The 18,706-nt window shown below is 67.1% G+C and carries 22 protein-coding genes; 12 read left to right on the forward strand and 10 right to left on the reverse strand.

Annotation, left to right across the window (positions count from 1 at the left end):
* Positions 1-236 precede the first annotated feature (236 nt).
* Both B5P21_RS15845 and B5P21_RS15850 read left to right on the forward strand, forming a co-directional pair.
* Positions 237-479: a hypothetical protein gene (locus tag B5P21_RS15845; protein ID WP_045530905.1), complete on the forward strand. Its 243-nt coding sequence runs from the start codon at positions 237-239 to the stop codon at positions 477-479.
* Positions 480-709: 230 nt separating this feature from the next.
* Complete coding sequence (locus tag B5P21_RS15850; protein WP_246865343.1) at positions 710-2,563, forward strand: helix-turn-helix domain-containing protein; 1,854 nt, start codon at positions 710-712, stop codon at positions 2,561-2,563.
* Here the strand turns inward: B5P21_RS15850 and B5P21_RS16640 are convergent.
* Positions 2,560-2,916, reverse strand: a complete 357-nt coding sequence (locus tag B5P21_RS16640; RefSeq protein WP_133064210.1) for a hypothetical protein — start codon at positions 2,914-2,916, stop codon at positions 2,560-2,562. The two genes, B5P21_RS15850 and B5P21_RS16640, sit on opposite strands and share 4 nt — an antisense overlap.
* Positions 2,917-3,576: 660 nt before the next feature.
* Here B5P21_RS16640 and B5P21_RS15860 point away from each other — a divergent pair.
* From B5P21_RS15860 to B5P21_RS16940, 5 genes are all read left to right on the forward strand, one after another.
* Positions 3,577-4,275: a hypothetical protein gene (locus tag B5P21_RS15860; RefSeq protein ID WP_094171471.1), complete on the forward strand. Its 699-nt coding sequence runs from the start codon at positions 3,577-3,579 to the stop codon at positions 4,273-4,275.
* Between the two features lie 182 nt (positions 4,276-4,457).
* A complete protein-coding gene (locus B5P21_RS15865) occupies positions 4,458-5,075 on the forward strand; it encodes a ParA family protein (protein WP_094171472.1) in 618 nt (205 codons plus the stop codon).
* Positions 5,072-5,422 carry a hypothetical protein gene (locus B5P21_RS15870; RefSeq protein ID WP_094171473.1) on the forward strand — a complete coding sequence of 117 codons (351 nt, stop codon included), beginning with the start codon at positions 5,072-5,074 and terminating at the stop codon, positions 5,420-5,422. The genes B5P21_RS15865 and B5P21_RS15870 overlap by 4 nt, the downstream gene beginning before the upstream one ends.
* A gap of 1 nt (position 5,423) precedes the next feature.
* The gene (locus B5P21_RS15875; protein WP_094171474.1) at positions 5,424-5,666 is read left to right on the forward strand and encodes an RNA-binding protein; all 243 of its coding nucleotides are present in this window, start codon (positions 5,424-5,426) and stop codon (positions 5,664-5,666) included.
* Complete coding sequence (locus B5P21_RS16940; protein WP_165770631.1) at positions 5,667-5,816, forward strand: hypothetical protein; 150 nt, start codon at positions 5,667-5,669, stop codon at positions 5,814-5,816.
* Here the strand turns inward: B5P21_RS16940 and B5P21_RS15880 are convergent.
* Together B5P21_RS15880 and B5P21_RS15885 are read right to left on the reverse strand one after the other, a co-directional pair.
* Positions 5,813-6,154, reverse strand: a complete 342-nt coding sequence (locus B5P21_RS15880; protein ID WP_094171487.1) for a hypothetical protein — start codon at positions 6,152-6,154, stop codon at positions 5,813-5,815. The two genes, B5P21_RS16940 and B5P21_RS15880, sit on opposite strands and share 4 nt — an antisense overlap.
* 352 nt (positions 6,155-6,506) lie before the next feature.
* The gene (locus B5P21_RS15885) at positions 6,507-9,941 is read right to left on the reverse strand and encodes an RHS repeat-associated core domain-containing protein (RefSeq protein ID WP_246865344.1); all 3,435 of its coding nucleotides are present in this window, start codon (positions 9,939-9,941) and stop codon (positions 6,507-6,509) included.
* Between the two features lie 426 nt (positions 9,942-10,367).
* Here B5P21_RS15885 and B5P21_RS15890 point away from each other — a divergent pair, with 426 nt between their 5' ends.
* Positions 10,368-11,594, forward strand: coding sequence for an MFS transporter (locus B5P21_RS15890; protein WP_094171475.1), 1,227 nt, complete (start codon positions 10,368-10,370; stop codon positions 11,592-11,594).
* Positions 11,595-11,655: 61 nt separating this feature from the next.
* Here the strand turns inward: B5P21_RS15890 and B5P21_RS15895 are convergent, their stop codons facing one another.
* Together B5P21_RS15895 and B5P21_RS15900 are read right to left on the reverse strand one after the other, a co-directional pair.
* Positions 11,656-12,003, reverse strand: a complete 348-nt coding sequence (locus B5P21_RS15895; RefSeq protein WP_094171476.1) for a histone-like nucleoid-structuring protein Lsr2 — start codon at positions 12,001-12,003, stop codon at positions 11,656-11,658.
* An 88-nt stretch (positions 12,004-12,091) separates the two neighbouring features.
* The gene (locus B5P21_RS15900) at positions 12,092-12,514 is read right to left on the reverse strand and encodes a hypothetical protein (RefSeq protein WP_094171477.1); all 423 of its coding nucleotides are present in this window, start codon (positions 12,512-12,514) and stop codon (positions 12,092-12,094) included.
* 346 nt (positions 12,515-12,860) lie between these two features.
* On the opposite strand from B5P21_RS15900, the gene B5P21_RS17445 reads away from it, so the two are divergent.
* The 3 genes from B5P21_RS17445 (at position 12,861) to B5P21_RS15910 (ending at position 13,890) form a co-directional block, all read left to right on the forward strand.
* Positions 12,861-13,133, forward strand: coding sequence for a hypothetical protein (locus tag B5P21_RS17445; protein ID WP_246865345.1), 273 nt, complete (start codon positions 12,861-12,863; stop codon positions 13,131-13,133).
* A gap of 365 nt (positions 13,134-13,498) precedes the next feature.
* Entirely contained in the window at positions 13,499-13,666 is a 168-nt protein-coding gene (locus tag B5P21_RS16945; protein WP_165770632.1) for a hypothetical protein, read from the forward strand.
* Positions 13,667-13,668: 2 nt separating this feature from the next.
* Complete coding sequence (locus tag B5P21_RS15910) at positions 13,669-13,890, forward strand: DUF2188 domain-containing protein (RefSeq protein WP_094171478.1); 222 nt, start codon at positions 13,669-13,671, stop codon at positions 13,888-13,890.
* A 447-nt stretch (positions 13,891-14,337) separates the two neighbouring features.
* Here B5P21_RS15910 and B5P21_RS15915 read toward each other — a convergent pair whose 3' ends face one another.
* The 3 genes from B5P21_RS15915 to B5P21_RS16950 form a co-directional block, all read right to left on the reverse strand.
* Positions 14,338-14,904, reverse strand: coding sequence for a DUF3800 domain-containing protein (locus B5P21_RS15915; RefSeq protein ID WP_094171479.1), 567 nt, complete (start codon positions 14,902-14,904; stop codon positions 14,338-14,340).
* A gap of 228 nt (positions 14,905-15,132) precedes the next feature.
* The gene (locus B5P21_RS15920; RefSeq protein WP_170163111.1) at positions 15,133-16,035 is read right to left on the reverse strand and encodes a CPBP family glutamic-type intramembrane protease; all 903 of its coding nucleotides are present in this window, start codon (positions 16,033-16,035) and stop codon (positions 15,133-15,135) included.
* Positions 16,032-16,439, reverse strand: coding sequence for a hypothetical protein (locus B5P21_RS16950; protein ID WP_165770634.1), 408 nt, complete (start codon positions 16,437-16,439; stop codon positions 16,032-16,034). Before B5P21_RS16950 ends, B5P21_RS15920 begins: the two co-directional genes overlap by 4 nt.
* A 292-nt stretch (positions 16,440-16,731) precedes the next feature.
* Between B5P21_RS16950 and B5P21_RS16645 the strand changes: the two genes are divergently transcribed.
* Positions 16,732-17,310: a hypothetical protein gene (locus B5P21_RS16645; protein WP_133064211.1), complete on the forward strand. Its 579-nt coding sequence runs from the start codon at positions 16,732-16,734 to the stop codon at positions 17,308-17,310.
* 178 nt (positions 17,311-17,488) lie between these two features.
* On the opposite strand, the gene B5P21_RS16650 is transcribed toward B5P21_RS16645, so the two are convergent.
* Together B5P21_RS16650 and B5P21_RS15930 are read right to left on the reverse strand one after the other, a co-directional pair.
* Positions 17,489-17,941, reverse strand: a complete 453-nt coding sequence (locus B5P21_RS16650) for a hypothetical protein (protein WP_133064212.1) — start codon at positions 17,939-17,941, stop codon at positions 17,489-17,491.
* A 230-nt stretch (positions 17,942-18,171) separates the two neighbouring features.
* Positions 18,172-18,582 carry a hypothetical protein gene (locus B5P21_RS15930; RefSeq protein ID WP_094171482.1) on the reverse strand — a complete coding sequence of 137 codons (411 nt, stop codon included), beginning with the start codon at positions 18,580-18,582 and terminating at the stop codon, positions 18,172-18,174.
* Between the last annotated feature and the right edge of the window lie 124 nt (positions 18,583-18,706).

Genomic DNA, 18,706 nt, shown 5'->3' on the forward strand with positions numbered 1-18,706 from the left:
AGAAGGGTGACGGAGTCCCGCTTGCACGTCTACCCATCTCAGGATCGTATCAAGAGCGGCCCCAACCTGGATGAGTAGCGCGCATGCGTGATTAACGAGATGGGCACTCTAATAAGAGTAACACGGGCATCCCTATTTTGATAGAGTCCACGTGGGCTGCCGTGCTACTGAGCACAGCATCCGACACACCGACAGTACAGCCGCCCGCGGACTCCCTGATCAGAGAGGATGTGCCCATGTCAGTCACTAAGGGAGTTCAGCGACGCCGCCGTGGCGAAGAGCGCGCCAACCTCGCGCTTGGCCGCTTCTGGGTCCCCGCGGACCAGCTCGCCGCCGTCAAGAAGGCCGCTGCCGAGTCGAACCTCGCCGAGGGGCTGTACATGGAACTTCTGCTCAGCCGTCTCGCTGAGCAGAGCGGCAGCCTGCCGCGCTTCACAATGACCGCTGACGAGGAGCTGCCGATCGCAGACGTCGCTTAAACGAAGGAGCCCGCCGCTTCCGCGACGGGCTCCTGCACGTGTTGTAGCTCTAACCCTCCAAGCCTGGCAGCACCGAGGTTCGAGCTAAGGAAGTTCCACCAGCCCTCACGGGAGGCTTCGCTATGTCCGTCACTGTACCGCACGATGCGGTATTTGCACCCGCACGTCCCCACTTTGGGGCGGCGTGGGAGCTCACGCGCCGCCTGAGCCCGCGCGACCAGGTGCGGTCGATGGTCCGTGACGCCTACGGCCGGCTCGACGGGAACAGCTACCCACGTCTGCACCAGCTCGGCGCCGCGGCGCCGTCGACGCCGTGGGCGATCCGCCTGGCAGATCCCGCCGGCCGGTACCGGCTGCTGTGCTTCGACTTCGACGGCAAGGACAGCACCGGCGTGGTCCCGGAGCTGATGGAACAGGCCCAAGACCAGGCCGCCGTGCTCTCGCGCACGCTCGACGAGCTGGCGATCGCGCACGTGCTCTGCCGCTCCTCCGCCGGCGGAGGCCGCCACGTCTGGATCGCCGTCGACGGCGGCGCCGACGCCGCCCAGGTCGGCGCCCTCGCGGCCGCCGCTCGCGCCAACTTCTCCACCCTCGACCACGGCATGCTCCGCAACCCCGCCGAAGGCGCTGCCCGTCCCCCGCTCTCCCCACACCGCGACGGCACCAGCTCGCGCGTCCTCACCGGCCGCATCGACGCGCTCCTGACACCGTCGACGACGACGGCAGACCTAGACGCGCTCACCGCGCTCCTCCTCGAGCGCGCGCCGGCGCCGCGCACGGCCGACAGCGCCCCGTCGGGCCCCGTCGATGCCCGCCACCGCACGCACCGCGAGCTCAGCCGCGCAGGAGCGGCGCACATGGCCACGATCGACGGCGGCGGGAACCCGTCCTGGACGGGCTTCATGTGCCTCCTCGCGGCCGCGAACGCCGGCTGGACCCTCGACGACGTCGAGCACGCCGCCCGGACCGCGCCGGGCATGGAGCACTACCGGACCAAGAACACCGGCCGCGGCGGCCGCCGCGCCCGCAGCACCGCCGAGGCACGCGAACGCCTGGAACGGCAATGGTCCCGCGCCCAGCAGTACGCGGCCGTACAACGGCCGCTCCCGGCCCGCCGCGAGCCGCAAGACCTCACGGAGCTGCAGGCGATCGTCGCCGACGTCGACGCCATCCTCACCTCGTTCCGGGTCACCCCCGGCCGATGGGCCCGGTCCGAGGCCGACGCCTCCCGGCGCTCGATCCTCACCGCCCTCACCTACCTCACCCTGCAGACCGGGAAGCGGACCGTCGCGGCCTCGATCCGGGATCTCGCCCTGATGGCAGGCCTTGGCCGCAGCACCGCGCAGCGGGCCCTCCAGGCCCTCCAGGAAGCCGGCTTCATCGACCGCGTCACCGCGTCCGACGCCGGCAACGCCGCGGAATGGCGGGTAACCTGGCGACTTTCCACAGCCCACGGTGCAGTTGGGTCACAACCACTCGATAACCCCCGCCCCCCGGCCGAACTGTTCGCCCATCGCGCCGAGCTCGTCGCTCTCCTCGAGCACGAGCTCGTCGACCAACGCCACGACCTGTTCACCCGCCCGGGCCTTGGACACCTCGCCGGCAGGCTCTACGCCACGCTCGGCCAGCACACCGCCCTCACCGTCGACGGCGCCGCCCGGATCCTCGGCGTGAGCACCCGCCACACCGCGACGATCCTCAGCCGGCTCCGCCAGCACCGCCTCATCAAGACCCACCCCCACGGATGGACCCGAGCCGCCCGCGACCTCCGCGACGCCGCCGCACGCGCCGTCGACGTCGCTGGGCTCCTCCTCGACCGCGCACACCGGTACCAGGCGGAGCGAGAGGTCTGGGCCTGGTGGAATGCCGAGCTCACGACGATGCACACCACTCCTCGAGCCCGACCCCGACGCCCCACGGTGTCGAGCCGGCCCCTCTTCGCGGCGCCGACCGCGGGCGAGCGCGTCTGGCCCCGCTACCCCCGTACAGCCACCCGGGCGGACCACCGTGCAGCTCGAGCGCTCGTCCTCGACGGCGCCCTCAACACCGAAGCCCGCTGGCAGTACCTCGGCGAGGCCGCCTAGTTGCTCGACCCGTTGCGGACCGACCGACGAAGTGCAAGCGCATCCAGCAGCAGGCTCAGGAGAGCGAAGAGGCCCAGCACCTTCGGGTTGTACTCGGTGCCGAACGTGGTCATTACTGCGAACACGGACCCGAGGACGACGAGAATGCCGGACGCCCACATCAGAGCGCCCTTACCGCCTGCGGCTAGAGCCAGCCCAAGTACGCCGAATGGTGCAGCCAGCCCGACAAGTTCCAAGTCACCATTAGCTGCACCAATTCCCATCACGATAATTGCGACAGACGTGAGTACAGCGATGAACCACTCGTAGAATGTGAAGTCCTTAATATCTGTCGCCGCAGGAATGTTAGCCATGTGAAGAGGGTACCGAGAGGCGAAGCAGGATTGCTCTACCCCTGTTCGGGCTGACGCGCCCCCGCTGCCCCGCGCACCTGCGGGCGCTCGTGCGCCGGCTGCGACGGCGGGTGAGGCCGTGCCGGCCCCGCTACCCCGGATGGCCACTCGTGTGGACCACCGTGCAGCTCGAGCGCCCGTCCTCGACAGCGCTCTCAACCCCGCGGCCCGCTGGTCAGCACCTCGGGGAGGCTGCCTAGCTGCTGCTGACGTCGACGTGGTGGACTCCGCCGGTCGACGTCGTGCTGGGGGGGGGCTGGTGGGGCGCCGCGTGGCGGCGCGCGCGGCTCGGCCGCGCTGGTCGCTGCGCTCCATCGGAGCCGCTGCGCGGCACAGCCACGGACCCTGCGGGCCCGTTCTTATGCCGTGAAGCCTTCGGCAGTGTGCGGTCGGCCGGCTTCCGCGCAAGCGGCTGCGCCGCCGGTTCCTCCGAGAGTTTCGGGACGCGGTCGCAAGCTCCCTTATTTCGGCCCGAAATTCTCTCCCCCACCGCCCTACCGGGTTGCGCTCCACCCGACCTCCCTAGAAGGCGACAAGCGCCTTCACGGCAAAAGAACGAGGAGGAGTGAGAGCGCGGACACCCAGTGTCGAGGCCCCTCACCAAACCGGACAGGAGACCCGATGTACATCACCTACGAGCGCCCCCGCCAGTTGCACGACCGCGAGATGGACCCGCTCGCGCCCGACGCCGACCTCTCCCCCGCCGGCGAGAGCTGCGGTGAGACCACCTACGACGTCCTCGGGAACCTGTGGACCTGCACCCGCCGCCCCCACACCGAGAGCGAGCATCGAGCCGCCTACGAGTACCGCGCCGAAGGCCCGCAGGGCGAGGTTGCCATCGCATGGGAGAGCAACTGGGGCGAGCCCGCCGCCCGACCCACCACCACACCGGCAGTCACGACGACGATCACGCACCCCTCCGCCGTCCGGCAGTGCTCCGTGACCGCCGACGACCTCGACCGCATCGAGCACCCCGTCTGGGAGACCTTCGTCCCCGAGGACTACGACGCCCTCACCATCACGACGACCGTCGCCGAGGCCGCCGCGGCCACGGCCGCCCTTGCCCGCCTGGTGGATGTGCTCTCCGCCGACGAGCTCTCGGGAAGCCTGGCCGCCGCGCTGGACTGCACTGCGGCCGACGCCATCGCGGATGTGCTCCGCACACAGGGCGCCGCGGGCGCGGCACACCGTTGGATTCGCGATCACTCCCAGCAGGACAAGCCAGGAGACGTGCACCACTCCCCCGCCCCGATGGCACCCGCTGAGTACGTCGTCCCCTTCGGCGCCGTGGGTGCTCTCAGCCGCGACAGCAGGCCGTAGTTCCGTAACTGCGTAGTTACGGCACCACGTATCGACGCAGCCAGCGACTGAGCCCAGTGCCTCCGTAGATACGGAGGCACGCCGTTACGCGCTTACTGGACTCCGCATCTACGGGGCCACGCAAGCACGCGGATACGCGGATACGGTTTTACTGAACCGCGTAACTACGGTACGCTGGGGTCATGAAGGTCATAACGGTCACCAACTTCAAGGGCGGGTCAGGCAAGACGACCACAAGCGCCTACCTCGCTCACGCCTACGTGGCGATGGGGCGCAGTGTCCTCGTCATCGACGCCGACCCGCAGGGATCGGCTCTGCGATGGAGCGAACAGGGGGAGTGGGCGATCCCAACGATCGCGCTTCCCGTCAAGGACTTGCACAAGCGCTTGTCGGGATTCGTGCCGACATCGACGGACGTCGTCATCATCGACACGCCGCCTCTTGAGGATCACGCCGGCATCGTGTCGTCGACGCTGCGAGCCGCGGACGTTGCCGTCGTTTCGATGGCGCCGACGATGGGGGAGTACGAGAGGCTGCCAGAGGTGTGGGCCGCCATCGACGACGTGGAGGCCCTGCGGTCCTCCCCGCTCGTGAGCGCGGTTCTGTTGAATCGAACCATCACGAACGCGAACAGCACTCCTCTGTACCGCGGGCTGATGGAGGAGGACGGTCGGACGGTACTGCGCACGACGATCCCACGACGAGAGCCCATCGCGCAGGCATTCGGCGCGCCCGTGACGGACCTCGGCAGGTACGCCGACGCCGCGCGCGAGATCGACGAGCTGGGGGTATCACAGTGAGCAAGGCTGAAGAGCTCCGCGCACGCGCGCAGCGTGCGACCGAACGGGCAGTTACGCCGGTGCCGAGCGGCGAGCCGTCCAGGACTGAAGCGCCGGCGGCGGCGCCAGCGACCGCCGCGCCCATGCGCCCGCCGGCGGTTCGCGCAAGCCCTGTCCGCATCACCGCGGATCTCCCGCCGAAGCACTACCGGGACCTCATCGCCTACGCCGGGGAGATCGCGAACACCCTTGGGAAGGCGAAGGTCGCTCACGTGCAAGTCATCCGTGCCCTCGTGGCGGAGCTTGCGGAGAGCGATGACCTCCAGGGTCGAATCGCGAATAGGGTCGCTCAACAGCTCGAATCCTGACATGCGTACTTCAGTAACCCAGTACCTGCGAGGCGTGATGATCGACGCGGGTGTCGAGGAGCTCGCGGCGCGCATCACGCCCGCCGACTTCCCCGAGGGCGCATTCGAGGAGGCCGTCCGTGCGAACGGCCGATTCAGCCGCTTCGGCAGCTACCAGGCAGTTCGCTTCCACCGCCCCAAGCTCGCCCCCGGCCCTTCTCTCTCTTCCGGCCGGGGGCGTTTGGCGTCCGCGCATACTGGGTAGATGACCTACGAGCTCGCGCACCGGCCCCGCACGGAGAACAGCGCGGAGCGCGTCACCGTCGACGCCCCGTCGAGCTGGGCGGCCGTCGAGCAGCTCGGCCAGGGGATCCCGGCCGGGCACGTCATCCTCTACGTCCGCCGGCTCGATTAGGCGCCCGCCTCGGGATCCTCGTCGACGTCTGCAGTCGCCGGGGGCGCGTGCCGTGACGCGAACGCCACCAGCCGGTCTGAGCGCTGCATCATCCACGCCACGGCCGCGTTCAAGGACGCCTCCCGGTGGACCCAGATCCGCTGTCCCCGCCCATTGCGGGCGTCCGCGTACACCTCGTACGTGAACGGGTCTCCGAGCTCCGCACGGACCCGCATCACGTACCCGAGCGCGGGGGAGTCCTCGACCTGGACGCGCCAGTAGCCGGCCTCGAGGTGCGCCCACGGGTGTGTCTCGACGCCGCGCACCAGCCGCGTGACGTCGCCCTTCACCTTGTTCACCGGGCGGTCTCCTTCGTCGATCGAGTCGATGTAGGAGCATCCGGCCACGCTCAACGAGGAGCGTACTTGGGGCAACCGACGCCTGTAGACGCAGAAGGGGTCGACCTGCACATGCGAGCGCAGGTCGACCCCAAAATATTAAGTTATGACGGACTCACTCGCGCTTGTAGATGCGATTACCAGCGAGGGTGCTGAAGCCTATTGCGCCGAGAATTGAAACTACTAGCCATCCATTATTGTCATCGTTAGAATCCAGTATCAAGACTATCGTGGCAGCAAGGCATGCTAGCGATATAACTACCAGTATACTTGTAGGCCAATTGCGCGGCATTAGCACTCCAGATTCATTGGATTACCTGTAGATGGAATAGACGGGTTCACCAGTATACGGGGTGTTGCCGTCCTGCTCCGGAGCGCACTCATTCTGGATGTTGGCCAAACCGAAGAACCCGGTGGCGGCTGACCGCCCGATATTGCGACCGGATGTTGATGATAGTGACCTGCCCCTTGACATGACTGCCGTACCTACAGCAAGAACAGACGTCGCGATGGTCCCCATGCAGTCCAGACCACTGGGGTCCTTTGCGTTGATGGGGTCACATGCTGCGTAGGCGTAGGGCTGAGATTCCTGCCCGCTGGGGTCGTACTGCGTGAAGCGGCCGAGGGAGGCGTCGTAGTATCGGGCACCCATCTTGTAGAGGTCCTTGGCCTCCTGGTACCCGCCGATGTAGCGCAGCGAGTTCAGGGCCAGAGGCCCGTCTGCTGCAGCGGTGCGCTCTTCGCCATAGGGGCTGTATGCGTAGCCGCCTTCCCAGATCCCGGTGCCAGAGAACATGCCGATCACGGACTTAAGGTGGTCCGTGACGTAGTAGTGGCTTGACGAGATACGGAACCCGACTGCCTCGCCATCGGCGGTGCGGCTGTAGTTCTGCACCACGTTAGTCGAGGCGTTCGTCTGCCGCGAGAGTCCGAGTAGGGAGTTCGAGAAGGACCGACCTCCGGTGGCGCTCTGCGTGTCGGTGTTGCCCTCGCCGAAGGCGGCGAAGCTGGTTTCGCCGATGGACTGGACCTGGCCGCGGTCGCCGTAGGTCGCGACGACACCGGTGATACCGTTCTTGACCTGGTTGCCGGCTGCGTCGTAGACCCACGCGGTCGTGTCAGCGGTGGTCTTGGTGAGCTGGTTCGCGGCGTTGTAGGTATAACCGGTGGTCCCCGCAGCGGCACCGGTGTTGCCCGCGCGCGTCTGGGTGGTGCGGTTGCCAGCCTTATCGAAGCCGTAGCTCCAGGAGGCGTTCACCGTTGAGCCAGCCTTCTCCTCGGCCTTGCTGAGGCGTCCCATGGAGTCGTACTGGTAGGCCGTGACGGCTCCGGCCGGGATGCCCTCTTCCTTGCCGCTGGTGCGGGTCTGGACGCTGGCCGTGTCCTTGCCATTCTTGGCGTAGGAGTAGGCGACATCGGCGGTCACGTTGCCGGCGGCGTTCTTGGCCTGCACCTGGAGAGTGCGGCTGGACTTATCGACAGTGGTGATCATCTGCGCACCGGCGGGGAAGATTCGCTTGATCTCGATGCCATTGCCGTCGTACTCGAAGAGCGTGCAGCCGCTGTTCGCGGCGGGGGTGCCGCTTGTGGGGCAGATGCCTCCGGGCTCGCGCTGGCTGGTGAGCTCGTTGGCTGCGTTGTAGGTGTTGGTCGTGATGCCGCTGGTGTCCTCGAAGGTGAGGATGTTGCCTGCTGCGTCGTGCGCGTACTTCTGGTTCAGGCCGGCGAGCGAGCCGATCTGCTGGGTGGTGCGGCCGAGGGTGTCGTACTCGAACTGCTTGGTCCCGGCGAAGCTGTCGGAGTCGTACTGGACGAGCCCGTTGGGATAGTAGGTCTTCGCGAGGGTGCCGCCGTTGTCGAAGGTGACGAGGGTCTGGCGGTCGCGGACGTCGTAGGCGTACTTGGTGATGTCGCCCTTGCCGTCGGTGACGCTGGTGACGCGGGAGAGAGCGTCGTACGTGTACGTCGTGGCGCCCTGGGGTGCCGGCGGGGTGACCTTGATCAGGTTCCCGACCTTGTCGTAGTTGTACTTGGTGGTGTTGCCGTTGCCGTCCTTGGCGGAGCAGAGCTGTCCAGCCCAGCCGACGCAGATGGTGCGGTCCGCGCTGTCGTAGGTGCGCTCGAATGCCACCGACCCGGTTCCACCGGCTGTGGTGTCGGTCTTCTTGGTGGGGTTCCCGGCGGTGTCGTAGTCGTAGCTGGCCGTGTTGCCGCTGGCGTCCGTGGAGCACTTGACCTGGAACGCGTCACCACCACTCGAGGCGCAGCCCGCGCCGGCGGTGTAGACCGCGGAGGCCGCGGCGCCGGTGGGCAGCTGCGTCTTGGTGGCGTTGTTGAGGCCGTCGTACTCGAACTTGGTCTCGTTGCCGGGGGTGCTGCCGGATCCGAGGCCGTCGGTAGCGGACTGGACGGTGCTGTTAGCGGTCCACGTCGTCGCGCGGGCCCTGTTGAGCGGGTCCTTGGTGGAGGTGACTCGGCCCTGGTTGTCGTAGGCGTAGGTCGAGGCCTTGCCGTTCGGGTTGGTGACGACGGTGTTGCCGCTGTTGTAGGCGAAGTTCGTCACGACGTCGGCCTTGTTCCCATGGGTCGGGGACGTGGACTTCTGCGTGATCTTGGTGATCTTGTGCGCGGTGTTGTAGCCGAACGTGATGGTCGTCGTGCCGGGCGCGGACGGCACGGTCAGGGTCGCGAGGCGGCCCGTGGTGTCGTACGTCATGGCGGTGACGGCGCCGCCGGGCTTCTCGACCTTGGTGAGCTGTCCAGCGCCGTTGCGCGTGTACGTCGTGGTCCGGTTCGTGGAGTCGACGATCGAGGTGATCTTCGGGTCCGCGCCCGTCGTGTGGTTCACGCGCGTGAAGCGGCCCGACGTGTCCTTGACCGTGTAGGTCGTTGCCGACGTGGTCCAGTCGTTGCTGAGACCGATGCCATTGCGGTCGACGTGGTTGACCAGGCGCTTCAGGTTCAGATCGAAGGTGAAGAACTCACCCGTCTCCTTGTAGGTCAGCTTCCAGGTGTCGCCCTTGCTCAGGGTGGCGTTAAAGCCGGCCGGTGCGATCCAGTTGGTGCCGCTCTTGGTGAACTTGGCCTGGAAGCCGGAGGGGCCGACGAACGTGGCCTCGGTCTCGCCGCTGTTGACGGTGAGGCCGAAGTCGGCGTAGCTCATGGTCGAGGACCACCCGCCGCCGAGGGCGCCGGCGGAACTCGAGAGGCCGTTGTAGTAGCGGTCGGCGCGGACGCCGATGCCGGCGGCGGAGCTCGTGCCGTCGTTCGCGGTGAGGAGCAGGTTGCCGTTCGCGAGGTTCACGCGGGCGACGGTGTCATCGGAGAGGGAGATGTCCTCGAAAGACATGTAGGGGAGCGCGCCGAGGCCCGGTGCGCCGACCGGCGTGCCCGCAGGGACGCGCTGCGTAGACACGGCCTGTCCGAGCTTGCGGTCCGCGTCCGGGATCTTCCACTCAGTGGGCTCCTCCGCCGGCTTGTCCACGTCAGCGGGCTCGGCCGGGATGCTCTCGGGCGTCCACACGGCGTCCTTGGCGGCCTTGTGGGCCTCGTCCTGCATCTTCTTGTTGACCTGCGCAGGATCCTGCGTCTGGTCTTCGAACTGCACCGGGCCAGCCGCGGCCGTCTCGGCGGAGGCCGGCATCGCGCCGAGCCCTGTGATCATCACGGCACTGGTCGCGAAGATCGCGATCGTGCACCTTACGTGACGAGCGAAGCTCGTCCCTTCACCGCGTTTTGTGACGCGCATGTCGTTCCCCTCAGTTTCTTTACACAGACCTCTGTGCCCATTCGAAGCTACGTGGTGCACCAATCCACTCGGCACGAACTGGTGCTCTAACCCCCCGGTCTGGGGTCGCACGGCATGCATTAGTTGACTCGTGCCCAATGGATGAGCCAGGGGGCGGGTTTGATTGCAAGTCCTCATATATGCGGACAAGCGACACTTGTGATGTAATCGTTAACAATTGTTCTCGCCTGCCCTCGATGCCTGTAATTCTGGGGGCGACCCGGTTCGTCGCCCGACTCATGGGTGTGCGCTGTATCACGCGCACGCTAAGGCATCCGGAGTGACGCAACGTGTGCTAGTGAGCACCACCTGTGGCGTCATCACGATGACGACCATTCCCCGATTCGTGCTGGTGGAACGGCGCTTGCGCCGCTATTATGCGCGGTCATGAACCTGATCGAGGATCGCTCAGAGGGAGGCAGCCCCACATTTTCACGACGCTTCCTACGGAGCGTCACCCTGGTCAGCGGCGCCGGGCAGGTAGTGGACTTCGCCCTGCCCCTGTTCGCCGGCGCGGTGCTCGGCCTCACGGCCGCGCAGACCGGCGCGCTCCTCGCCGCGGGCCTCGCGACGTCGTTCCTGCTCCGCCCGCTCGCCGGCGTCGCCGCGGACCGGTACGACCGGACCCGGATCGCCGCGGCGTCCGCGCTCGTCCTCGCCGCCGGCTACGCGCTCGTCGCCACCGCCGGCGCCGGTGCCTTCTCCGTCGTCCTCGCGGGCGTGCTCGTCTCCCGGGCGGGCGGTGCATTCCTGTGGGTCGCGCTGCGCGCGACTGCCGGCGCCCGGCACCAGGTGGATCCGCGCGCGTTCGCCCGGCTCATGTCGGCCGAGGAGCTCGGGTCGTGGGTCGTCCTCGCGCCGGCAATCGGGCTCCTCGCGGTCGCCGGCTACGCGCCGACGTTCGGCGCGGCCGCGGCGTGCGCGCTCGTCGCCGGCGTGCTGCTCGCCTCGAGCCGGCGCCGGACGTCGACGCGGGGGAGTGGGGGCGTCGACGCCGCTCAAGCGGCGCCGCCCGTCGGCGCCGGCGGCGCCGTCGTGCGCGAGCTCGCGCGGCGGCTGCGCCCGCTCCTGGCCGTGGTGACGGTCATCGGGACCGCGGAGGCCGCGATCGGGCTGCTCCTGGTGCTGCACCTCCAGCGCGAGCTCGGCCTCGGACCCCTGGCGATCGCGTGGGTGTCGCTCCCGGGCGGGATCGCCCTCGCGGTCGCACCGCCCCACATGCACCGGCTCACGGTCCGCTTCGGCCGCACGCCCATCCTCGTCGGCGCGGCCGTCGCCGGCGCCGCGATCGCCGGCGGACTCGCGCTCGCCCGGGATCCCGTGACGATCGCCATTCTCTGGATCCTGTCCGCGCTCGCGCTGGCCGCGATCCTCCCTATCGAGCAAGCCGCTCTCACCGAGGCCGCCGGCCCTGTCCGCATCGGCCGCGCACTGGGCCTCTACGAGGCCACCACGCTCCTCGCGGCCGCCCTCGGGAGCCTCGCCGCGGGGATCCTCTACGACGCCGCTCCGTGGGCGGCCGCGTGTGCGACGTCGGCGGCCGTGATCCTCGCCGGCGGGCTCCTGCTTCCACGGACCATCCGCCGGCTCGCACCGGCGCCGGCCGCCCGCTGAGCCAGCAACGACGAGAGGACCGACCCGTGTCGGGTCGGCCCTCTCGTGCGTGCTCCTGGCGCTAGCTGTTCGCGCGGTACTCCTCGAGGAGGGACGCGGCGATGCGTCCGCGCTCGGAGACCTCGTGGCCGTTGGCGCGGAGCCACTCGCGTGCCGCGCTGAGGTCCTCCTTGGGGGCTGAGCTCGAGGAGCGGCGCGGAGCGGACTTACCGGTGGCGGCGCGTCCGACGCGGCGGCCCTTCTCGGTGTACTCCTCAAGCGCGGTTCGCAGCTTGGCGGCGTTCTCGTCGTTGAGGTCGATCTCGTAGTTCACGCCGTCGAGCGCGAACGGGACAGTCTCGCCCTTGCCCTCTTCGATGGGCTCGCCGTTGATGTCGTCAACGAGCGTGGTGATCACTCTGCGGGCCATCTAAATTCCTCCCCTTACGGATTCCACGCAGCGCAGCGCGAATGGTGCAACCATACCCGTGCGGACGGCAATAATGCAGTAGGAGCGCCTACCTAGTGCTCTCCGTGTCATCGTCGTCCGCTTGCTCGCGCGCCATCTCCTGCCACCTCTTGTCAATCTCGGCCTGCTTCCCGGCCTTGTCTTCGAGGAGTTTCTCGGTGTCCTTGAGGGAGAAACCGGCTATCTCGCGCCCATCTTCTGTCACGACCCGCTTGTTGGCGTGGCGGTTCGCGAACGTCTTGTAGACCGAGGCGAGCGCCGCGAGCCCACCGCCGGCGCCCAGCACCCGGACGGCTTCGATGGCAAGGTCAACCTCCGCGGACAGCTCGATGACAGTGCCGTGGCTGATCTCGTACTCATCGAGGAGGGCGTTGATCTCCTCGCGGTACTCGGGGGGAAAGCGTAGGAGAAGGGATCCGTCTCCCGGTCCGAACGTCGTGTGCAGCGGTATGGAGGCGTCAGAGATAGTCATGAGCCGAGTATGGATCGCGTTGCGCCGCTAATTCGCGTCTGGCCCGAACGGGGGTGGGAGAGTGAGGCTTGCAATCGCGGACCCGCCCTATCTCGGCCGCGCCGAGCGGTGGTACGGCGGCGGGCGAACGCGCACGGACGGCTTGTGGGCCCGCAACGGGCGGAAGCCCGATCACCACCGAGGGGCATCCATCTGGGACGAACCGGCGCAGCATCAGCGGCTCATTCGCGATCTCGAGCGCGACTACGACGGATGGGCCCTCGCCTGCGCCGCGGACTCCCTGCCCGTGCTCCTCGCGGCTGCACCGCCTGCTGCGCAACTCGCCGTGTGGTCGAAGGCGAACGCGATGCCCGGCGGTGCGCGGATCCTCAACCGGTGGGAACCGGTCCTCATCCGCGTCCCGCACGCGCGTCGTCGACGCGAGTCCGGCCCACGCGTCACCGACACGCTGCACGCGTCCACGCGACAGCAGGGCTTCATGGGTTCCAAGCCGCCGGAGTGGACCCGCTGGGTCGCGGCCATGCTCGGCTACGAACCCGCCGTCGACGGGCTCCACGACCTGTTCGCCGGCAGCGGCGCCATGCGCGACCCGATCACCACCTACCGCGTTCCCGCATAGAGCGCGTGCGCGCTCTGCGGATCCCCTATCACCCAGCCGTCGACGGGCAGACGTCGACGCACCTGCTCCGAGGTGTGCCGGCAGCGCTTCGCGCGGCGATCAGCGTCCTTAGCATCCCCGTAGAGCCCGCCCGCAGCGGCGGTTAACCACTACATGTGGGGGTTACAAAGGCAATGACTGGGTAGATGTCGTCCCTCACCGGTAGAATTGCTGGCGGAACGTGCACGACCCCGCAGAGCGCGGGCAAGCCGAGCGGAGCGGGGTCGGTGAACCAGTTGGGAAGCCGGTTCAACGAACTTAACACCGTCGGGCGCAATCGAGTGCCTTCGGCCCACACCGTGCGCGTCCTGTAAGGACGATTCATCATGGCTACCAACACAGGGCGCGGCTCTCGCGTCGGCGCGGTGAAGGGGCGATCGCAGTTCGTCAACCCGACGAACGGCACGCACGTGAAGCGCGACACGACGACGGGTCGCATCATGGACGTCAAGTCGGACAGCGCGCCCTTCAAGGGCGTCCGGAAGGAGAAGTAGGCGTGGCACGCAAGCGCTACGAGGTCGTCTACAAGAACTTCGACTGGGCTGTGACCCACGCCGGCTCCACCGCCTCGACGCACGGCACGAAGTCCGCCGCGACCCTCGCGGGCGCTGTGCTGGCGCGGCAGAACGAGCCGAGCCAGCTGATCATCCACAACATGGACGGGACCTTCGAGGAAGAGCGCACGTACGGGGATGACCCCTTCCCGCCGCGCGGCTGACCCGCCGAACGCTAAGTGACGTGGCGAGGCGGTCGGCACCTGCGGTGCTGGCCGCCTCGCCACCCGCTGACCTCCATCGCCGGGGCCCGCGCGCAGTGCGTCACCCGCCGCCTCCGTGACGGCGTTCCTCGCGCCGATGGCACGAACCGGCGCGGCGCGTGACCGCCAGCAGCACGCGACGACGGCGTGTGACTTGAACGTCGAGGCGCGAACCGCTCCAGCTCGTCACAGGCGTCTACACGTCCGTAGGACAGCGCCTCGCACGCGGAACCGCGGCACTCGCGTCCCCATAGGCGGTCCGCTCTATACGCCCTGAGTCGTGAGGGTTGACTTGACACAACCCCATATCTGGACAGACTAGATGTGTCGCCCCATTGCGGTGGGGTTGGAAGTGAGCCTCGGGAGATCCTGCTGGAAGTAGGGCCCGAGGCTTCGCGCTTTAACCGGTCAGCTCTCCACGGTGATGATCTCGATGCCACCGAGCGCGGCGAGCGGGTCAGGGTTTCCGACACGGTCCTGGACGATGGCTCCACACACGATGTCCGCCACCCAGAGCGCAGGTTCCGTCGGGCCCGTGCGGTGGTCGAGCCGGATCGGTGCGGCAAGTGCGTGCGAGGCGCGGAGCGTGTCGAGGTGGTCGCGGTCTCGACGGTCGTCCGTCGAGCCGCGCGACTCCGCGACGACGAACGCAACGTCGCGTGTGCTCAGCTCGTAGAGCAGCCGCTCCAGCGTCTTGCGTCGGCGCCGCTCGAGCGGCTCGCCGACGTCCATGCACCGCACGACGACCAACTGCTCGAGCTCGAGATCCGCGACAGCGGCCGCGAGCTCGAGGCGCCGGGCATCGCTCTCCTCGTGCCAGTGCACCTTCCCGACCTTCTTGAGCCTCATCCCGTGCATGACGTCGCGTACCGCCTCGAGGTGCTCCTCATCACAGATCGCCGCGGCGAGGATGTACGTGCCGGGGTCGCGGTTCTCTTGGGAGCCGGATTCGTCGACGAATGCGATCCGGGTCACAGGTGCGCGTCGCTGTCGTCGCCTGCAGTAGTGAGGACGGCGACGCGGTTCCGTCGAATGAGCTGCTCGATATCGTGCATGAGAGGGCGTTTGCCTCTCGCGCTTGTCATGCTCTCGACTGTAGCGACCACCGCAGCACTGCGCGCCCTTCGCCGCGGAAGGAGCTGCGGGCTGAGTTGTGCGGCGTGCGCAGGCAGCGACGCTGCTGCTGTGGAGAAGGACCGTCGCTCATCCAACTTTCGGGGCGCCCTGGTCGATCGCTGGGGGACTCTCCTTGGGGAGGTACCTGGCACTGATGACTATGGCAGCGAGCGTCATCACTGTGGTGTTGAGCATGGCTGACGCGGGGCCAAGGTGGGCGGCCACGTCCCACAGAGAATGCGCGACAATGATGCCCCAGATGGTGCCCGTCCGCCGGTAGATCAGGACGAGTAAGAGCACCCACACGGAGAGCCCGATCGCACCCACGCCGTAGTACATATGGAAGGGCAGGCGCACGACGACAGCGGTGATGCACACAACTACCCATGGGCACCCGATTCGACGGAGACCGACGACCACGACGCCGAGCAAGGCGAGCTCCTCGGTCGGTCCGGCCATAGCTGAATCTGCCAGCCCGAGCCACTGAGCCCACGCACCGTCATAGGTGCTTGCGGGGAACCCCTTCTGAGGAAGCTGCAGAACGGTATTGACGAGGCCTACCGTCGAGAATCCGAGACTGATCGCGAAGGTAGTAAATGGGATCGACAGTGCCCCCGCGACCCATCTCCCCGGGTGGCGATAATGCACGGTGCTCCCCCCGGGGACGTGGAGGCGTACGAGCGTGACGAGAGCCCAGCCGGCCAGAATGGAGAACACGACGTCGTGGAGCACGCTGAGGACCTGGTCTTGCACTGACGCCGCAGATCCGTCGTAGGTCGGGGCCGTGTAGGGGATGCCGATGAGGATCCGGACGGCCGCGATCGTCCCGGCGCCGAACTCGATCCACCAGAGGACGGCGATCAACAGCCACACGGACATGCGGAATGCTGTACGGGGCCAGCCCCGTTCGAGGGGCAGCGGATCCGCCTGTAGCCGGTCGACGCAGAGAAGCTGCTGCAGTTGCTCCGGGATCGCGCGGAAGCTGCTCACAACATCGACGCGGCGAGCTCGTAGTCCACGGTCTCGAGGTCTGCCTCGCCGATCGTGTTGCGCTGCGCGGCGCCGCCCCACCATGCCTCGGCGCGAGTGCGGCGGATCTCGGCCTGGTCGATCTCGGCGGTCCAGTCGCGTCGCAGAAGCGCGATGCGACCGGTCTTGCGGGCGCCCATGATCTCGTAGGCGATGAGCCATCCCGAGCCGGCGATTCCGCCCACGCCGGGGCGCTCGGCCATCAGGAACGTCAGGAGCCACCCGTGCTCGTTGCCGCCTGGCACGCCGGCGCCACGTAGCCGGTATCCCCAGTCCGCTTCTGCAGTGGTCGTCTGCTCGTCCTCTCGGCTGGCAGGGGCGTTCTCGGCTGTCTTGAATTCCTCGATGGTGTTGTAAATGCGCATGGCCGTCCTCCGCTCGGTCGCTGATGGCTCCCGAGCATAGACAGCGCCTGTAGATGCCCTGTCGACATGGCCCGTTCGCCGGCTTCGGCGCCACAGCAGGCAGCCTCGTCGCCGCAGTCCTCAACGCCGCCGTACGAAGGGCGGCCGCGTGTGGGATCTCCGCGGCCGCGATCCGCGCCGTCGGCCTGCTGCTCCCGAGGCCGTCTGCCGGCGCTCACCAGAGCCGAGCGCCGCATTGGCGATACATGTAGTGGCTGCCCCCTCCGGCGGCGCGCATCGCTACTCTGCCCAGATGACCGACTTTGATGCCGAACTCGAGCGTCAGCTCGCGGACTTTCGACGACACGACGAGATCACCGCTCAGCAGGAGCAAGACGTGGTGGCGCGTCGGCGCCGAGCCGCGCGCGAAGTCCAGGACCTTGTGGCCCAGATCGCCGTCCGTCTTGGCGCCGCCTCTGTAGCCACATATCCTCTGCTCGGTGTACGACCAAAGCGCTTACTGGTTCCCGCGCGCGCCGTCGAAGTCGGCCGCGTATGGGGGGTAGGCGGCGCTCTCGTATCGACCGACGGCCGCCTCCTAAGAGGCAGGCTTCGTCGTACCCTCTCAGAGCTCGAAGTCAATACTGATGAGCATCGGCTGATGCAATGGGCAGCCAAAGGGAGGCTTTACGCTGTCGGCGATTCAGACGCACTTGAGTACGCCCTGCGACATGCGCGCGGGTCGGGGTTGGAAACCCCGTGGGGAACGCTCGAGTACCTTCCGGTCCTCGAAGGCGAGCTCGGCGGCACGATCGACCCGCACGATTCCGTCATCAGCATTAAGGCGTTTCTTGCCCGAGAAACCGCGAAACTGATCCAGTCGACGAGCTGACTGCACGCACGTAATTCGTCGTCACGGCGAACCCGTCTCACAGCGGCCGGCGCACACGGGGGAGTGCCCACGCCGCGGATGCCTGATCGCCCAGCCGTCGACGGGCCGACGTCAACGTCCCTGTGAGAGGTGTGCCGGCACTGCCCCGTGCGCCGTGCGGACTCTGCTGCTCGGATGCCTACGCTAGGCGCTCATCCGTCAGGACAAAGGGCTTGATCGCTTTGTTGATCAACACCCAAATCTTTTTGTTTTCTCTCGTAGAGGGTTCGTGGCGACTGTTGAACATATCAAGCAGGAACTTGTAATCGTTCTCCCCGTTGCCCCGATTGTATTCATTCGAGGGAAAGGCTCCATTTTCCCACAAGTCCGCAAGCAGTGCGCGTGTAAAATACTCGCCCGCGAGAGTAACGCGCATGCCGCCTTCAAATGCTGACCGCAGTTCGAAGAGACCCCGGAGGACAGACACATCTGCCGTTAGCTCGGCAACCTCGAAGAGGTCCACGCACACGCTTCCGATTGGAAATAGGGACTGTCGGGTATGTAGGTTATTGATCGTGTAGAGATAGACAAGTCCGGTTTTGCCACACACACATACTCCGCGCCCGGCCGGATCGTTCTCAAGGCCGGTCACGTACCACTCCTCGACAGCCTGCGCCCACGTGTGTGACCTCGATGATGCGAGCACGGCCCTCCGCAACGTCTCAAAATTGTGACTGGCCATCTGCCTCTCCTGTAAGAAACCTAGTGCTCCCGGTGCGTTTTTAGAAGACCCACGGACCGCCAGTGGTGACGCTCTGTTCATCGGCCGCCACCGCGCGCTTCCGCGATACGCGCGCAGGCGATCGTCCGAACGGGCCCGGCTTACGCGTTGTTGAGGTCGCTGAGAACATCGGCGGCGAGTGCTTTCCAGTCGTCGCTGGTGAGTCCGCCGCCAATGACGGATGCCGCCCACTGGACGTCCTCGTATTGGCGCTCGGACCAGCCCGGTTGTCGATCTACTACGCGGAGCATGGCTCTGGGGGTTTCCCAGAAGAACGCGAACGTGCTCTTTCGCACATCTGCTCGCATAAGTGCGCGTGTGCCGTCCCTGGACCTGCGCAGTTCGGCGTTCAGTGCAGGGAACGAGCTTGCGTGCGACCATGCGCTATACGCGCTCGCCACCGCTAGATCGAGGGAGGTCTTGCTGTAGGAAAATTCTCGGTGTCCGTTGAGGATCATGCCGAGGGCGAGGCCCTCGGAGAAGCTGTTGCGCTGCTGAGTCGGAGATTGCATGCCTCATCCTGGGCTGTGCAGACTGCCGGGACCAGTACCCGAGGAGGGGTCACAGATCACCCGGGGCAGCCGTGACATGACATAAGGTACATTAAAGGTTATCGGCGCTCAGGTCGAGGAGTCG

The organism is Clavibacter michiganensis subsp. insidiosus, assembly GCF_002240565.1.
In the GTDB taxonomy this organism is placed as follows: domain Bacteria; phylum Actinomycetota; class Actinomycetes; order Actinomycetales; family Microbacteriaceae; genus Clavibacter; species Clavibacter insidiosus.

What these genes read in the sequence shown, in the direction of transcription:
- B5P21_RS15845 (WP_045530905.1), top strand. Translation starts at nt 237, where the DNA reads ATGTCAGTCACTAAGGGAGTTCAGCGACGCCGCCGTGGCGAAGAGCGC.
- B5P21_RS15850 (WP_246865343.1), top strand. Translation starts at nt 710, where the DNA reads ATGGTCCGTGACGCCTACGGCCGGCTCGACGGGAACAGCTACCCACGT.
- B5P21_RS16640 (WP_133064210.1), bottom strand. Translation starts at nt 2,916, where the DNA reads ATGGCTAACATTCCTGCGGCGACAGATATTAAGGACTTCACATTCTAC.
- B5P21_RS15860 (WP_094171471.1), top strand. Translation starts at nt 3,577, where the DNA reads ATGTACATCACCTACGAGCGCCCCCGCCAGTTGCACGACCGCGAGATG.
- B5P21_RS15865 (WP_094171472.1), top strand. Translation starts at nt 4,458, where the DNA reads ATGAAGGTCATAACGGTCACCAACTTCAAGGGCGGGTCAGGCAAGACG.
- B5P21_RS15875 (WP_094171474.1), top strand. Translation starts at nt 5,424, where the DNA reads ATGCGTACTTCAGTAACCCAGTACCTGCGAGGCGTGATGATCGACGCG.
- B5P21_RS16940 (WP_165770631.1), top strand. Translation starts at nt 5,667, where the DNA reads ATGACCTACGAGCTCGCGCACCGGCCCCGCACGGAGAACAGCGCGGAG.
- B5P21_RS15885 (WP_246865344.1), bottom strand. Translation starts at nt 9,941, where the DNA reads ATGCGCGTCACAAAACGCGGTGAAGGGACGAGCTTCGCTCGTCACGTA.
- B5P21_RS15890 (WP_094171475.1), top strand. Translation starts at nt 10,368, where the DNA reads ATGAACCTGATCGAGGATCGCTCAGAGGGAGGCAGCCCCACATTTTCA.
- B5P21_RS15895 (WP_094171476.1), bottom strand. Translation starts at nt 12,003, where the DNA reads ATGGCCCGCAGAGTGATCACCACGCTCGTTGACGACATCAACGGCGAG.
- B5P21_RS15900 (WP_094171477.1), bottom strand. Translation starts at nt 12,514, where the DNA reads ATGACTATCTCTGACGCCTCCATACCGCTGCACACGACGTTCGGACCG.
- B5P21_RS17445 (WP_246865345.1), top strand. Translation starts at nt 12,861, where the DNA reads ATGCCCGGCGGTGCGCGGATCCTCAACCGGTGGGAACCGGTCCTCATC.
- B5P21_RS16945 (WP_165770632.1), top strand. Translation starts at nt 13,499, where the DNA reads ATGGCTACCAACACAGGGCGCGGCTCTCGCGTCGGCGCGGTGAAGGGG.
- B5P21_RS16950 (WP_165770634.1), bottom strand. Translation starts at nt 16,439, where the DNA reads ATGCGCATTTACAACACCATCGAGGAATTCAAGACAGCCGAGAACGCC.
- B5P21_RS16645 (WP_133064211.1), top strand. Translation starts at nt 16,732, where the DNA reads ATGACCGACTTTGATGCCGAACTCGAGCGTCAGCTCGCGGACTTTCGA.
- B5P21_RS15930 (WP_094171482.1), bottom strand. Translation starts at nt 18,582, where the DNA reads ATGCAATCTCCGACTCAGCAGCGCAACAGCTTCTCCGAGGGCCTCGCC.